The sequence below is a fragment of the Symmachiella dynata genome, assembly GCF_007747995.1.
GTDB classification, from domain to species: Bacteria; Planctomycetota; Planctomycetia; order Planctomycetales; family Planctomycetaceae; genus Symmachiella; species Symmachiella dynata.
Genome location: NZ_CP036276.1, coordinates 1985835 through 2001424, shown reverse-complemented (window position 1 = coordinate 2001424; position 15590 = coordinate 1985835). Strand labels below are relative to the sequence as shown.

Below are 15590 nucleotides of genomic sequence, written 5' to 3'. Positions count from 1 at the left end.
ATCGAATCCATAGCCGACTGGCTCCATCCAAGCTGAATTCTGATAGGTGCGCAGTATTTTGGACGACATATTCCCCTGTTTCGTCGCCGGCAAGGCTGTTGCGTCGAGCACGACTTTTGACGTTACGAATCCTTACAACAACGAAGTCATCGCCCAGGTTGCGCAGGTCACACCGGCTGAGACAGAGCAGGCCATCCAAGCGGCACTTGAGGGTGGCGAACCGTTGTCACGGTACCGGCGGTACGAGATTCTCAACGCAGCCCGCGACCTACTATTGGAACGCAGCGATGCCTTCGCGCGGTTGATCTGTGCCGAATCGGGACTCTGCCTGCGGGAAACACGCTACGAAGTCGGCCGGGCGAGCGATGTGTTTCAATTCGCCGCCATGGAAGCCCTGAAGGATGACGGGCAGATTTTCTCCTGCGACGTCTCCCCGACCGGCAAGGCGCGGAAGATATTCACGGTGCGCGAACCGGTGAAATTGATCTCGGCGATCACGCCTTTTAATCATCCATTGAATCAGGTCGTCCACAAATTGGCACCGGCAATTGCCGCCGGCGCGCCGGTCTTGCTCAAGCCATCGGAAAAAACCCCGCTCACCGCCATTCGCTGTGCGGAGTTGCTCTACGAAGCGGGACTGCCCGGTTGGATGTTGAGCGTGCTGCTGGGACCATTAGACGAGGTGGCGAAAACCATGGTGACTGATCCCCGTGTGGAATTGGTCACCTTCACCGGCAGCGTCAACATCGGCAAACAGATCGCCCACGAAGCCGGATACAAAAAGGTCGTGTTGGAATTGGGCGGAAATTCGCCGCTGATCATTCTTGACGATGCCGACATGGACTTGGCCGTTCATTTGGCGGCCGAGGGGTGTTTCCGCAATTCCGGCCAACGGTGCACGGCCGTCAAACGGTTGTTGGTGCACGAGAAAATCCTTGCCGAATTCACACAGCGATTTGTGGAACGGGCAGCAGAGTACGTTGTCGGCAATCCGGCCGAGGAACAGACGCGCGTGGGGACCGTGATTGACGAAGCGGCGGCGATGCGATTGGAGTCGGTTGTCAACGATGCGGTCGCTGCTGGGGCCAAGGTACTGCTGGGCGGCGAGCGGCGCGGTGCACAGTTGTCGCCAACGGTCATTGCGGATGTCCCTCGCGATGCGGAGATGGTGGTTTGTGAATCGTTCGGCCCGCTGGCGCCGATCATGTCGGTCCGTGATATCGATGATGCGATCGAATTGGCCAACGCCACCGATTTCGGTTTGTCCTCAGGCGTCGTCACCGACAGCCTGGACCATGCGCTGCGGGCGGTCAAAGGCATTCGTACCGGCACGGTCAACATCAATGAAGTCCCCGGCTACCGCATCGAATGTTCACCCTTCGGCGGCGTCAAAGATTCCGGTCTAGGCATCAAAGAGGGGGTTATCGAGGCGATGAAGTGCATGTCGAACGTGAAGACGTTTTCGCTGCCCTTTTAAGCTAAGTGGCCAGTGGTCGGTGACCAGTGGCCAGAGAGACGTTCGCACCGTTTTGTGGCTCTCCCACCACAACCTCAAGCCTGTCCCCTCAAGCCTCACGCCTCTTCCAAGTGGCCGAAGTTTTCCCAAATCGACCGCTTGCGGTCGTAATCGGTGAGCGATTTAGACAAAATGGCCGGTGGTCAGGATCACTCTTCTTGGAACACTAGATTCATGAATTCAACACCAACCTCCCCACCCGATAAAGTTCTCTTTACGCCCGGGCCGTTGTCGACCAGTCCGACGGTTAAGCAGGCGATGTTGCGCGATGTGGGGTCGTGGGACCAGGAATTTATTGACATTGTGCAGCGGATTCGCAGCCAACTGCTGACGCTCGCCGGTGTCTCGAAAGCAGCGGGTTACGAAGCGGTTCCCCTCCAGGGGAGTGGATCGTTTGGCGTCGAAGCGGCAATTGGATGCGGCGTTCCGCCCGGCGGAAAAATGTTGTCGCTGGTCAACGGAGCCTACGGCGAGCGAATTGTCAAAATGGCGCAGCACTTGAAAATCGATCAGGTGGTATTGCGCACTGAGGAACATGAAATCCCCGATGTCGAAAAATTGCGGCAAACCTTGGCCGATGACGCAGAGATTACGAACGTGATCGTCGTGCATTGCGAGACGACGACGGGGATCGTGAATCCGATCGAAGAAATCGGCAATGTTGTCGCTGCGGCGGGGCGGATTTATACGGTTGATGCGATGAGTTCGTTCGGCGCGTTGCCCATTGATTTGCCGGCCTGCCACATTGACTATTTGATTTCATCGGCCAACAAATGTCTGCAAGGCGTGCCGGGGTTCTCGTTTGTACTGGCACGGCGCGCGGTCTTGGAAGCGAGCGAAGGCCATGCCCGTAGTCTGTGTCTGGATTTACTCGATCAATGGCAGGCGTTTGAAACACACGGCCGGTTTCGCTACTCCCCGCCGACACATAGTTTTCTGGCATTAGAACAGGCGTTGGTCGAACTAGAAGCCGAAGGCGGCATGGCCGGGCGTGCGGCACGGTACGAAGAAAATCGCCGCACCCTGATCGCCGGGATGCGACGGCTCGGTTTTCGTGAATACCTACAGCCGGAACAACAAAGCTGCATCATCTCGACATTTCATTACCCCGCGGATCCAAAGTTCAATTTCAACACGTTTTACAATGTGCTTAAAGAACGGGGCAGCATCATCTATCCCGGCAAACTGGGCGACGTCGATTGTTTCCGCATCGGCACCATTGGACACATGTTCCCGGCTGATGTGGAGAACCTGTTGGCGGCCATTGAAGATGCGATCGGGGTGATGGAATTGGACATGACGATGGTGGCTGCGTGCTGACAGGCTGTGAGTGGCCAGTGGTCGGTGGCCAGTGGCCAGTGGCCAGAAAAGTGAAGGAGAGGCGCTCGATGATGGTTGTGTTGATGAAATCCACGCGATGGCGCGACGTCTTTTTTGCAAAAGACCAGCGGCGGTTGCGCGTGCTGGTGATTGGGTTGCTGGTTTGTTTGTTGAGCGATCCTGTGCTTTGCCATAGCGAGGAATTTCCCGAGCCCATCCAATCGCCGACCATTGACCGGTTGCATCGGTTGTCTCCCAAGTTCTTGAGCGGAGCACAACCTGAGGGGGAGGCGGCGTTTCGTGAATTGAAAAAGCTTGGCGTCAAAACCATTATCAGTGTGGATGGGACAAAGCCGGATGTGGCAGCTGCGCGCAAACATGGGCTGCGGTATGTGCATTTGCCGATTGGTTACGATGGCATTGAATCGCAGCGGATGTTGCAGATTGTCAAAGCGGCGCAAACGCTTGCTGGTCCGGTCTTCGTGCATTGCCACCACGGCCGCCACCGCGGTCCCGCTGCCGCAGCAATCTGTTGTCGGGCAACGGAAAAATGGGATGACCAGAAATCTCTGGCCTGGTTGCGGGAAGCGGAGACCTCGCCCAAATATGCGGGGCTGTTTCGCGTCGTCCGTGAGTTTCAAATGCCCTCCAAAGACGACCTGGCTAAGGTGCCGACCGACTTTCCCGAAACCGCTCAGCTTTCCACCACGGTTGAGTCGATGGTGGCAATTAACACTCGTTGGGAACTGCTGAAGGAAATTCAAAAGCATGGTTTCCGCCCGTTGCCCGACCATCCCGATATCGTGCCGGATCAGGAGGCGTTGCAACTGGCCGAACATTTTCGCGAACTGGCTCGCAACGAGAATAGTCAACAACAAGGCAGTGACTACCTGCGCCAATTGTCCGCTGCGAACGAGGCAGCCACGGCGCTGAGCAAACGTCTAAGCGCGTTGGCAAAAGACCGTTCCCAAACGACGATTGAAGATTCTGCCAAACTGATGCAGCGGCTGCAAAACCACTGCGCGCAATGCCATGCGGCGTTTCGGGATGGAAAGTAGACGGCGGCGATTGGTCTTGGCACATTGGGCAGTGGCCGATAGAATCCGCGCTCTCTCAACTCTACTTTCATCTCTCAATTCTTGTCGCCGGACTTCCTCGGCAAGGAGCAAAATCTCATGCGAATTCGGCAATGTCTGCCTCTCTGCGCGCTTGCAGCGTTGATGTTTGGTTCTGTGGTCGGATGTGAATCGGGCCAGCTACTCAACCGCGGCGAAGGCCCCAGCAGCGATCACTACCTCTTCTCGGTCGAAGATCCGGTCCCTGGCGACGCCTGGAATACGCGCGAAGACGACGAAAAACGCTCCTACTGCTATTAGCAGCGGTGACGTGCATTTCAAAAAAGACTGAGCCACGGATTAACACGGATCGAACACGGATAAAAAAGATTTGTCCCGTGGCGCTCCTTGGTTATCTTCAAAATTCGTCTGTCGATCGACACGGGATTGGCAGCTGTTAAGAGACCTACAACAGCCAACTTTATCCGTGCTTCATCCGTGTTAATCCGTGGCTAAAAACCCTGAACATCAGCCGCTGAAACTGCGCACCTACAGTGTGCCTTTGGTCGAGGGGACCGAGGTTTCGCGGGGATCGATGCTGACCGCTTCGCGGAGGGCGCGGGCAGTGGTTTTGAAGATGCCTTCTGAGATGTGGTGGCTGTTGCGGCCGTGGTGCAGGACCAAATGCAGATTTATTTTGGCGTTGGCCGAGACCGCTTGCCAAAAATCTTCGACCAATTGCGAATCGAACTCGCCGATTTTCTCCGTGGGAAATTCGACCTTGTAGACAAACCACGCGCGTCCGCTCAAATCGACAGCTGAGGTGATCAGCGTCTCTTCCATGGGCAATGTCTTGCCGCCATAGCGGGTGATGCCTTTTTTATCTCCCAACGCTTCAGCGATCGCTAGCCCCAGACAGATGCCCACATCCTCGACCGTATGGTGTTGGTCGACTTCCAGGTCGCCGTTGCAGTCGATCTCCAAATCCAACAATCCATGCCGCGCGAGCAGCGTCAGCATGTGGTCAAAAAAACCGACGCCGGTTTGAATTTTGGATTGTCCCGTGCCGTCGAGGTTCAGCGTGAGCTTGATCTGCGTTTCGGCGGTTTGGCGGTCGATGTTGGCGGTGCGACTCATGGTGGACTCGTCGTCAAAAGAAAAAATGTCCGGTCGAGAGAGAAACCTCTTCCCATTAGTATCACAGCGAATTGCGCCGCGGTAGGGGCCGAGGAAATTCACCCCCGGTTCGCCGGCGATTTGTGCGCTATAACCGGAACAACCGTTGTGGCCGCGTGAATCCAGCGGCCTGCCCTCACGACGAATCCGAGGGACGGGGTCGTCAGACGATTTCGCGCAGGGCGGCTGAGAGGATTTCGTTTTGCTCATCGGTGCCGATGGTCACCCGCAATCCGGTGAGCGGTTTGTCCTGGTAGGTGACGTCGGGGTAGGTCATGAACCGCACGAGAATATTTCGCTGTTTGAGGGCTTCAAAGATTTCGCGGTGTTCACGCTGCGGGTGCGTGGCCCAGACGAAATTGGCTTGGCTGTTGACGACGTTGAAACCAAGTTCAACCAGCGTCGCCGATAAGATCGCCCGCGTTTTTTGAATTTTGGCGGTGTTCTCCAGCATCCATTGTTGATCGCGCAGTGCGGCAGTAGCGGCGGCCAAAGCAATGCCGTCGCAGTTGTAGCTGTCCTTGACCTTCCGCATGCCGGTGATGACATCGGGATGCGCGACGGCGAAGCCCATGCGGATGCCGGCCAGAGAATACGATTTGCTAAACGACCGGGTGACAATCACCCGCTCACCGGCGGGACGGGAGAAGATTTCGCCGCAATGCGGCTGGTCGGGAAAATCGCCGTAGGCTTCATCGAGGACGAACATTCCCTGCGGCGGAATCAGTTCCGCGATCTCGTCTAAGCTCCAGCGATTGCCCGAGGGGGAATTGGGATTGGGGACCAGCGCCAGCTTGGCTTGTTCAATCAACGGCCGACAAGTCTGCATGTCCCACGACCAATCGGCATTGAGCGGCAAACGACGATGGCGGCCCCCCTGAATCTCGACCAACGTTTCATAGAGGATGTAACTTGGGTACGGGGAGACCACCAACTCGCCCGGGTCGACAAAGGAACGGATGATGATCGTCAGATTTTCGTCGCTACCGTTGGCAGGCAAGACCCAATCGGCGTCGACACCGAAAAGCTCCGCTGCCACCGTCCGAAATTCTGTGGCGATCGGATCGGGGTAGAGTCGCAAGCGATCGGTCGCCGCGGCTTGGATGGCCTCGAACACCCGCGGCGAGGGGGGATAGGGGTTTTCGTTGGTGTTCAACTTCACCCAGTCGGTGGTCTGCGGTTGTTCGCCGGGAACGTAGCCCTCGATGCGATCAATATTAGGACGGAAAAGGCTCATAGGAGGGATATCACTTCATTCGATATTCGGGAAACGCCAATCTTGATGCGAAAACCAACGATCAGGCTCATTGAGAATTAACGGCGGCGGCCGCTGCCGTGGACGGCTTCGCTGGCATGCCGATACAGACGATATCCAAAAAACATCAGGAGTGCGAGCATGGCGAGAAACAAATACACGCTGCCATCGTTGCTGTGACCGGCTAGCCGCGCACTTTCAGGCTCCCCGGGAATGTATTGCACGGTGACCTTTTCGGGATCGTCCAACGTCCAAGTGATTGGCACATCATCGCGTTCTTCGTGCAACGTCCCCCCTTCCTCCTTGTAGCGGAACTTCACGGCGAGAATGTCTTTCTCCGGTCCATTCACAACGTTGCGTACAACGGCCTTCCGCCCGAGACCGGGCTCAATGGTTTCAAAGGTTTCGATGATCTCGGCTTCGGTGGTTTTCCCCCAAATCGCGAACCGCAACTCGCTATATGCAAAGAATGCCGAAAAGAGAAACAGCACTCCCATAAATAACAGCCACTTGGCCTTACGCAGTTCATTGTCATCGTCCATCATGAGCACCTAATGATCTTGATTGGGGAATTCGTGTTCATCCCACGTTAAATAGTGTCAGGCAACCCGTAGGGAGCACGGTAAGTTTTGGTCAGTAGTTTGGTAGCTGCGGGATTGTCTTGGATTGTTTCGGTCGCTGGGTCAAAGTTGATAACGTCTTGCGCGCGAAAGGCGATTTCGCCCAGGTGCACTAGCGAACAAGAGAGGTGCGCGATTTCCGGCGTACAGCTCGCTGTTTCCCGGGTGCGGACGCACTTTAGGAAATTGTCCATGTGTTCATCGTATCCCCGTCCGGCGCCGCCGCGGATTTCCCGGGGGACGGTCGGCCCTTCTTTTTCCTTCGCCCCTAAATACACCTGATAGTAACCGCGGCGAGAAAAAATCATATAGCCTTCGGTGCCGTAAAACGTGTTTCCGCTGTCGAAGCCGCGATAGCCATACGGCGTGAACAACCGGTCCTCATACAGCAGTACCTTGCCGTCGTCGTAATGGAAAGCGACCATCATGTTGTCGGGATAATCGCGGTCCCCCTGTTTGGCGATCGTGCTGCCGTGTGCGGTGATGCGATTGGGATGCTTAGTCACGCCCAGTCCCCAGCGGGCCATGTCGATATCGTGAATCCCATCGTCGCCGATGTCCCCGTTGCCGTAGTCGCGAAAGACCCGCCAATATTGATGGAAGCGGTTTTCATTGAAGGGCCGCTCCGGGGCCGGTCCCAGCCAACGGTCGTAATCGACTCCGGCTGGCGGTTTTGCATCGGCGACAGGTTTGCGAACCTCTCGGTTTTGGCAATTCCAGGCTTTGGTCATTTTGACCTCGCCAATGATTCCCGACGCCAACAGTTCCCCCGCGCTTTCGGTCACCGGACTGGATCGCATTTGCGACCCGTGCTGGAACACGACGTTGTATTTCTTGGCGGCGGCGATATACAGCGGGCCTTCGGAAAAGACGTGCGATCCCGGTTTTTCGAGGTAGATGTCTTTACCGGCTTGCATGGCCGGCAGGGCAATTGGCGCATGCTGGTGGTGCGGCGTGGCGACGATGACCGCTTGCACGGTTTTGTCCTCCAGCACCTCCTCAAAATTCCGAGTGCGTTGGGGCTCCTGTTTTTGAAATCCGCTGATCGCCTTAGCAATCCCCCGCCGTTCCGGTTGGTGGTCGTCCACGTCGCACAGGTGGGTGAATTCCACCGGCAGGCCGCGGGCCACGATCCGTCGGACGTGGCTGCTCATAATCCCGCCACAACCGATGAGTCCCACGCGGATCGGTTCCGCCTGTGGTGCAAATGCGGATGCTTCCGACGCAGCGGCGATGGCTGCAGCTGTGGTGGCGGTGGTCGCCAAAAATTTCCGGCGGGTGATTTCGGCGGACATAGCACGATTCTCCGGGAAACGAGTGGATTTCGGTGAGGGCGTTCAGCTTATAGCGTCGCAGTCGGGGCGGGAGTTTGCAAGCAAACCACGTTGCTGATGCCGAATCCTAAGCTGTTTTCAGCGTGGATTCGATGACAGGACAGACCGGAACCCCAGTTTGTTCAGTGGGGGTTGACCCGTTGGCTCGGGGATTTCTATGATCGCCGACCGTCCTAGGCTCTCACTATCGCTTTTCCCTGTTTTCCACCGAGATTTCGATGTCCGCCGTCCGTACGCGTTTTGCTCCCAGTCCCACCGGTTATATGCATATCGGCGGCATGCGGACCGCCTTGTTCAATTGGCTGTGGGCACGGCACAACGGGGGGCAATTTATTCTACGAATCGACGATACCGATCAGCAACGCAATATGGATGCGGCGATCGGGCCGATTCTTCGCGCGTTCCGCTGGTTGGGACTCGATTGGGACGAAGGGGTCGAAGTCGGCGGCCCGCACGGACCCTATTTTCAGTCTCAACGAGGCGACCTTTACCAAGCGGCCGCGGCACGACTGCTGGAACAGGGTTTGGCCTATCGCTGTTATTCCACCCCGGAAGAAATCGCCGCCGATCGCGCCGCTGCGGAGGCGGAAAAGCGGCAGTATGTGCATGTACGGCGGTCGTTGGAATTGACCGACGCACAACTCCAGCAATACCACGAAGAAAACCGGCCCTACGTCGTACGGTTTTTGATGCCCCGCGACGAGGCGATCGTGATCGACGACCTGATTCGTGGCCGCGTGGAATTCGATCCGAAACTGATTTCCGATCCGGTGATTATGCGGACCGATCAGACGCCGCTCTATAATTTTGCGACGGTGATTGACGATTCCCACGCGGAAATCTCGCACGTGATTCGCGCCGAAGAGCATCTTTCTAACACGCCGATTCAACTGCGAATTCACGAAGCGCTCGGCCACACCCCGCCGCTATTTGCCCACGTGCCCTATGTCGCTGCTCCGGGAACCAAAGAAAAACTCAGCAAACGCAAGCTGGATAAATACCGCAACAATCCCCAGTTCAAACGCCTGTTCGAGCGGGGGGACGAGATCCTACCCAAAATCGGTCTGGGTGATTCGGCTGGTCTCGATCCGGTGATGGTCGAGTATTACGAACGGATGGGCTATCTGCCCGACGCCATGGTCAACGGCCTCGCGCGGCTGGGATGGTCGTTGGACGACAAAACGGAAATCATGTCGCGGAAAACAATCGTCGATAACTTTTCGCTAGATCGCGTGATCAAATCCCCGGCAGGGTTGGATCCCGATAAATTGCTCAGCTATCAGGCGCACTGGATGGGCGAACTGTCGGACGAAGAAAAGATGGACGCCTGTTTGCCGTATTTGACCGCCGCTAAATTTATCGAGGATCCTGACGACGACAAAACACGGGAATTTATCGGCCGGTTGATCGCCGCAGTGGCGGACCGCTTGAAGGTGTTCAGCGACATTCTGGATTATGAAGAGTTTTTCGTCGCCGACGACGCGCTACAATACGATGAAAAAGCGTTCGCCAAGCGAATCACCAAGCCCGAGGACGCCGTAGACCTCTTGACAAAATTCCAGCCGGTTTTGGAAACTGTGGAGCCGTTTGACGCGGCCAACTTGGAGACGGCGCTGAAGTCGTTTGTCGAAGAACAGGACACGAAAATCGGCCGGATCATCCACGCGCTGCGGATCGCCGTCACCGGTAAACCCGCCGGTCCGGGGATGTTTGATTGTTTGGAGCTGTTGGGCCGCGAGCGGTGCGTGTCACGGATTACATTGGTGCTGTCTCGCGTTTAATTAAGAAATCCGAAACCAACGGTTTTGGTGATAGAGTTCAATGGAAAACCTACACGCGAACGGAGACGCCGTTAATGGCTGCCGATAATACTGAAACAGTTTCTGACTTTGTCCGCGAGAAAGTCGCCGAGGATTGTCGCACCGGCAAATTCGACGGTCGCGTCGTCACCCGGTTTCCTCCCGAGCCGAACGGCTATTTGCATATCGGCCATGCCAAATCGATTTGCCTGAACTTTGGGATTGCCCAGGAATTCCCCGGCGGCGTCTGCCACCTACGCTTGGATGACACCGACCCGGAGAAGGAAAGTGTCGAATTCGTCGAAGCGATCAAATCCGACGTCCGCTGGCTCGGTTTTGATTGGGGCGAGCACGAATACTATGCCTCGAATTACTTTGAGCAACTCTACGAGTTTGCGGTGAAATTGATCAAAGCCGATAAGGCCTACGTCTGCGATTTGAGCGCCGACCAGATGCGGGAATATCGTGGCACGCTGACTGAACCGGGCAAGCCCTCGCCGGGTCGCTCGCGGTCGGTGGAAGAAAATCTGGATTTGTTTGAGCGGATGCGAGCGGGCGAATTTCCCGATGGCGCTTACGTGTTGCGGGCGAAAATTGATCTGGCGTCCCCCAACATGAACTTGCGTGACCCTACGATTTATCGCATTCGCCACGTGAATCACTATCGCGCCGGCGACAAGTGGTGCGTTTATCCGCTATACGACTTTACGCACGGACAGTCCGATTCAATCGAACGGATCACGCATTCCATCTGTACGTTGGAATTCGAAGACCACCGCCCGCTCTATAACTGGTTTCTCGATGCACTGGAAATCTACCATCCTGAGCAAACCGAATTCGCCCGCCTGAACCTCACCTACACCGTGATGAGCAAACGGAGATTGCTCGAATTGGTCGAGGGGGGATTCGTAAATGGCTGGGACGATCCGCGGATGCCGACGGTTGTCGGTTTGCGACGTCGTGGTTACACACCAGCGGCGCTGCGGGCATTTTGCAAAAAAATCGGGGTCACCAAATTCGACGGCACCACCGATTTTGCCCTGTTGGAACACTGCCTGCGCGATGATTTGAACAAGACATCGCAACGGGTGATGGCGGTGCTTGATCCGCTGAAAGTTGTGATCACCAACTACCCCGAGGGGCAAATCGAGGAGATGGACGCCGTCAATAATCCCGAAGATGAATCGGCCGGAAGTCGCAAGGTGCCGTTTTCGCGCGAGCTGTACATCGAACGGGATGACTTTATGGAAGACCCGCCGAAAAAATTCTTCCGCCTCGCCCCCGGTCGGGAAGTCCGCATGCGGTATGCGTACTACATCACCTGTGAGGAAGTCATCAAGGACAAAGCGACCGGCGAAATCGTTGAGCTGCGCTGCACCTACGATCCCGAAACCCGCGGCGGTTCTTCACCAGACGGACGGAAGGTTAAAGCGACGCTGCATTGGGTCTCGGCCGAAAAAGGCGTGCCGGCGGAAGTCCGGTTGTACGACCATCTGTTTAGTGTCCCCGACCCCAGCGACGTGGAGGAGGGAGTCGATTACAAAACCAACCTCAACCCGAACTCCTTGGAAGTCGTCAGCGACGCCATCGTCGAGCCCTCGGTCGCCACCTTAGAACCGGGCACTCGCGTGCAGTTCGAACGGCTGGGATATTTTTGCATCGATGCCAAGGACTCAAAGCCGGACGCCCTGGTGATTAACCGCACGGTCACGCTGCGGGATGCCTGGGCCAAGATCGCCAAGCAGGGTGGCGGACAGGGCAAAGGTAAAGGTAAAGGTAAAGGCCAGGGTAAGAATAAAGGCAAGAAATAAAATTCCTGCCTGCACGGCAACTGAGATCCGCAGAATTAAGAATTCGACTTGTTTTGGGGATTGTTGCTGCGCGGGGGGTGCGCTGTCTGATGAATTCGATCAAGCAACATGCGAATTGTTTCCCGTGGCTTGAGATGGCCGCTGCGCAGAGTCGTGGCCCTGGCAGCAATATAAGCCGGGCGGCGCGCGGCGGTGGATAGCATTCGAGACGCTGCGATCTTCCGGGGCGGCTGTTTTCCGTAGCGGGAGACAAAGTACTTCAAAATCTTGGCACGAATCTCCCATAGCCATTTCGACCGCGTCTGCGCCGCAATCTGTTCGTTCAACTCATCGATCCGTTGTTGCCATTCAGGCAGTAAGGGATGTTGCGAAGTCATGGTTTAAGACCAGTACGAACACAAGACGGAATTGTGAGGCCCTCTCAAGGTATTCTACGCCGCAGTAGCCCACATTGTTAGAGGAATTTTGCTAGTGGCAGCCTGTCCAGCTTTTGCGGATTTCACCCAGTTTCGGGCGGTGAAGGCGTAGTGACCCAAAAACCAAGGTTTTGCCGCACAGTCCCATGCCAGCAGTTTGATTTGTGACTACTGGTCGGTAGAATCATGGTTGTCTAGCCGATGTTTGGCTAACACAACTGGTAATGAGAGCCTTTCTGTGCACACATGGTGCCGGAAGGGCTTTTTTCATGGCCGAGAGGCACTGTCATAGCAAGGCCTCGCCACAGAAGATTATAGTTCACAGAATCGTCGGAGATGGTTCAATGAATCGAAACGTGCAGCCAAACCCCGAGTATCCCATCCAAGTGTCTGAAAACGCAGCGAGACGTCGGCGTATCCGACGCTACGTCTGGCTTATCGCTGTGGCTGCAACGGTACTCTGTGCAGCCAGCAGCGACCTACCTGCGCAACCCGCGAGGCAGCTGCGATGCTTTCCGCTGGACTTTTTCTATGATTCCGGCGTGGACGAGGCCGCTGAACTCCGGGCCGCTCTCGAGGAATTTGCCACAAAGCGTGCGGGTCTCCGCATCTATTTTCGCGACCTTCACAACAGCAAAAAAACACAAGAAAAGGCTGCGAAGATTGCGAAGTATTTCGGGGTCGCTGAGATGAAGCTGCCGGCCATCTATGGGTTAAATAACCTCCTCACAGATTTGTCGATAAAAGCACAACAACAGAAACGTTTGGAACGGATCCTGACTCTCACGGTTTATGTGCGGAGCGGTTGTCCCCACTGCGCGGCAGCGAAAGAGTTTTTGGGCAAGTATGGGTCCCGTTACCCGGCGCTGAAAATCGTCCACCAGGACGTTGTCGCTGATAGTAAAGCGCGCGAAGAGTTGGATGCGTTGATTCGCCGCCATAAGCCACAGGCTGCGAGTCTGCCGGTCGTGCATTACTGCAATGAACTCTCGGTCGGCTTCGATCACGATACGACTACCGGACGGCAAATTCTGCAGAAGTTGGACCTCTGGTCCAAGCCCTGTCCGGCAGTCAAAAAAAATCCGCCAGTCGATCGCAATAGTCGGGAAGTCTCGGCAGCGCGGTTTCCCTCGACACAATCTTCGATGGCAGCTTCAGTCTTGCTGGCCGGTTTAATTTTTGCCGATGTTGACCCACCCGCGGCCACACCCACTGACGCGGACGCAGAACCGGAGGAATTGCCGTTACCGGCAGGCGGAGGTGATGCACCTCTTCCCGGGTCGCCGTCGGAGGCTCTTCCGATTCCATCCAACGGGCTCCCACCCATTCCCGAGGAGGATGTGCCGTTGCCTGGACTGGATGACGACCTTCCTCTACCGGGGGACGATACGCAGCCCCCCTTCCCTGCTGCTGATGACGGTGCGCCGCTGGATCTATCGGAGCCCCCGCTCGATGACGAATCAGTGGACCTGCCACTCTTTGGCCGGGTGAACGCATCTGAAATCGGCATGCCTGCTTTTACGATAACAATCGGTTTGGTGGATGGCTTCAACCCCTGTGCGATGTGGGTCCTGTTGTTTTTGCTGTCGCTGCTCGTGAACCTCAAGAGTCGCAGCCGCATGTTTGCGATTGCAGGTGTGTTCGTGCTGATTAGTGGCCTCACCTATTTTGCATTCATGGCGGCTTGGCTTAACGTCTTTATGTTCCTGGGCTACTTGCGGGGGGTGCAAATCGCGCTGGGCGTACTAGCGATCGGGGTGGGCAGTATTCATGTCAAAGATTTTTTCGCGTTCAAGAAGGGAATCTCCCTGTCGATTCCCGACTCCGCCAAGCCTGGAATCTATGAGCGGACGCGTCGTATTGTGACAGCTGAGACGATGTGGGCAGCCATGGCCGGCGCCATTGTGCTGGCGGTGCTTGTCAATATCGTGGAGCTGTTATGCACCGCCGGTCTACCGGCGCTCTACACCAACGTTCTCATGATGCAGGATTATCCGGTCGCAAAGAACTACGCCTATATTGCTCTGTACAACCTGGCCTATATGTTCGATGACGGTGTGATGGTTTTGATTGCGGTTGTCACGCTGGGACGCCACAAACTTCAAGAGAAAGAAGGCCGTTGGTTAAAACTCCTCAGCGGAGCACTGATTCTCGCGCTGGGCGTTGTGATGATCGTCAGGCCGGAATGGTTGGTGTAACCGGGGGAGGCCCTGTGTTACTCGGCGGCCGATTCTTCGAGCAAGGCAATCAGGTTCTCGACATGCGGATTGGACAACGGCCAGGGGCCGGCGGTGTCGTGCAGGTGGTCGCCGATGCCGCCGTTGATCGAGATCCAGGCGAGTTGCGATTTGCGGTCGATGTGCAAGGTGTAACGGCGACCGTCTTGCGCCAGGTCCTCGGGGGTCGGAATCTCCACACTATCGGGTAGCGTTTGAGGAATCGCTGAATCGGCGGCAACCGGGGTGTCTAACAGGCGGTGCAGGCAGGCCAACATGGGCAACGATTTGGAAACTGTCTCTTCGAATTGAGCTGTGAGAGAGGTCTGTTCTTGATCCCCCGAGGCACAACCGGCGAGACAGAGCAGCAGCCCTCCAAGCGTGATTCGCAGCATGCGTGACCCTCCGTAGACGAGCTTTGAGCGTAGAGCAGGCTCCTGCCTGCCGTGGACAGTCTAACGCACATCGATGGCAGGCGGGAGTCCAATCGAGCGAAGCCTATTTCCCCTCGTCGGTCGTCTTGTCGCCGGGGTCGGTCGTCCTTTTCTCGAATTGAAGTGTGATTCCAATTTCGCCGGGTGCAATATCGTTAGGAATTACCGTGACCCCATCTGCACCGGCCTTGAACAAAATATCTCCTAGCTGCGCGGGATCATTGACTTTAGGTGTGCCTGTGAAAAACTCACTATCTGGTCCCTTGGCCTTCATTAATTCATTGGGCATTTCACCACGCCCCGTTCCATTGCGTCCAATGATGGCGTATCGGATTCTGTCCTTGTTGGTGTCAAACAGTATAAACTTGACGACTTCGCCGTCGGGATTCCAACCGCTACTTCCACCCGAATTGCCGATCGGGCCGGTTTCATCAACGAAGGTCACCGCGAGAAAATCTTTTTCATGCCCCGGTGGGATCTGTACATTCCACCATCGCGCGCCGAGTGCGAGTGCCAATTCATTCGCGGTCAGGTCGCCGGTGCTTCCGAACTTTGATTGCGACGCGCTCGTCGCGGAACCACACCCGGCCAGCAAGCATAAAGAGACGATGAGAAGCGAGCGCTGCATTTGACGATTC

14 protein-coding genes are annotated in these 15590 nt (G+C 56.1%); 7 read left to right on the top strand and 7 right to left on the bottom strand.

The window, feature by feature from the left end:
- The first annotated feature begins 58 nt into the window (after positions 1-58).
- The 4 genes from Mal52_RS07690 to Mal52_RS07675 all read left to right on the top strand — a co-directional run bounded on the left by Mal52_RS07690 (position 59) and on the right by Mal52_RS07675 (position 4212).
- Positions 59-1477, top strand: coding sequence for an aldehyde dehydrogenase family protein (locus tag Mal52_RS07690; RefSeq protein ID WP_145375232.1), 1419 nt, complete (start codon positions 59-61; stop codon positions 1475-1477).
- Between the two features lie 213 nt (positions 1478-1690).
- Complete coding sequence (locus Mal52_RS07685; protein WP_145375230.1) at positions 1691-2836, top strand: 2-aminoethylphosphonate--pyruvate transaminase; 1146 nt, start codon at positions 1691-1693, stop codon at positions 2834-2836.
- 68 nt (positions 2837-2904) lie between these two features.
- The gene (locus tag Mal52_RS07680; RefSeq protein ID WP_145375228.1) at positions 2905-3894 is read left to right on the top strand and encodes a protein-tyrosine phosphatase family protein; all 990 of its coding nucleotides are present in this window, start codon (positions 2905-2907) and stop codon (positions 3892-3894) included.
- A gap of 117 nt (positions 3895-4011) precedes the next feature.
- Complete coding sequence (locus Mal52_RS07675; protein WP_145375226.1) at positions 4012-4212, top strand: hypothetical protein; 201 nt, start codon at positions 4012-4014, stop codon at positions 4210-4212.
- Positions 4213-4440: 228 nt separating this feature from the next.
- On the opposite strand, the gene hisB is transcribed toward Mal52_RS07675, so the two are convergent.
- From hisB to Mal52_RS07655, 4 genes are all read right to left on the bottom strand, one after another.
- The gene (gene hisB / locus Mal52_RS07670) at positions 4441-5028 is read right to left on the bottom strand and encodes an imidazoleglycerol-phosphate dehydratase HisB (RefSeq protein WP_145375224.1); all 588 of its coding nucleotides are present in this window, start codon (positions 5026-5028) and stop codon (positions 4441-4443) included.
- A gap of 202 nt (positions 5029-5230) precedes the next feature.
- On the bottom strand, positions 5231-6304 hold the full coding sequence (gene hisC / locus Mal52_RS07665; RefSeq protein ID WP_197534736.1) for a histidinol-phosphate transaminase: 1074 nt from the start codon (positions 6302-6304) through the stop codon (positions 5231-5233).
- A 77-nt stretch (positions 6305-6381) separates the two neighbouring features.
- Entirely contained in the window at positions 6382-6867 is a 486-nt protein-coding gene (locus Mal52_RS07660; protein WP_145375220.1) for a hypothetical protein, read from the bottom strand.
- Between the two features lie 44 nt (positions 6868-6911).
- A complete protein-coding gene (locus tag Mal52_RS07655) occupies positions 6912-8237 on the bottom strand; it encodes a Gfo/Idh/MocA family protein (RefSeq protein ID WP_145380572.1) in 1326 nt (441 codons plus the stop codon).
- Between the two features lie 257 nt (positions 8238-8494).
- Between Mal52_RS07655 and gltX the strand changes: the two genes are divergently transcribed.
- Both gltX and Mal52_RS07645 read left to right on the top strand, forming a co-directional pair.
- Positions 8495-10057, top strand: a complete 1563-nt coding sequence (gene gltX, locus Mal52_RS07650) for a glutamate--tRNA ligase (RefSeq protein WP_145375219.1) — start codon at positions 8495-8497, stop codon at positions 10055-10057.
- Positions 10058-10131: 74 nt separating this feature from the next.
- Positions 10132-11886 (top strand): glutamine--tRNA ligase/YqeY domain fusion protein, encoded by a 1755-nt coding sequence (locus Mal52_RS07645; protein WP_145375217.1) that lies wholly within the window; start codon positions 10132-10134, stop codon positions 11884-11886.
- A gap of 35 nt (positions 11887-11921) precedes the next feature.
- Here the strand turns inward: Mal52_RS07645 and Mal52_RS07640 are convergent, their stop codons facing one another.
- Positions 11922-12263, bottom strand: a complete 342-nt coding sequence (locus Mal52_RS07640) for a hypothetical protein (RefSeq protein WP_145375215.1) — start codon at positions 12261-12263, stop codon at positions 11922-11924.
- 581 nt (positions 12264-12844) lie between these two features.
- On the opposite strand from Mal52_RS07640, the gene Mal52_RS07635 reads away from it, so the two are divergent.
- A complete protein-coding gene (locus Mal52_RS07635) occupies positions 12845-14500 on the top strand; it encodes a glutaredoxin domain-containing protein (RefSeq protein WP_197534735.1) in 1656 nt (551 codons plus the stop codon).
- A 17-nt stretch (positions 14501-14517) separates the two neighbouring features.
- Here the strand turns inward: Mal52_RS07635 and Mal52_RS07630 are convergent, their stop codons facing one another.
- Both Mal52_RS07630 and Mal52_RS07625 read right to left on the bottom strand, forming a co-directional pair.
- The gene (locus Mal52_RS07630) at positions 14518-14913 is read right to left on the bottom strand and encodes a hypothetical protein (protein WP_145375212.1); all 396 of its coding nucleotides are present in this window, start codon (positions 14911-14913) and stop codon (positions 14518-14520) included.
- Positions 14914-15016: 103 nt separating this feature from the next.
- Entirely contained in the window at positions 15017-15580 is a 564-nt protein-coding gene (locus tag Mal52_RS07625) for a hypothetical protein (protein WP_145375210.1), read from the bottom strand.
- Positions 15581-15590 lie beyond the last annotated feature (10 nt).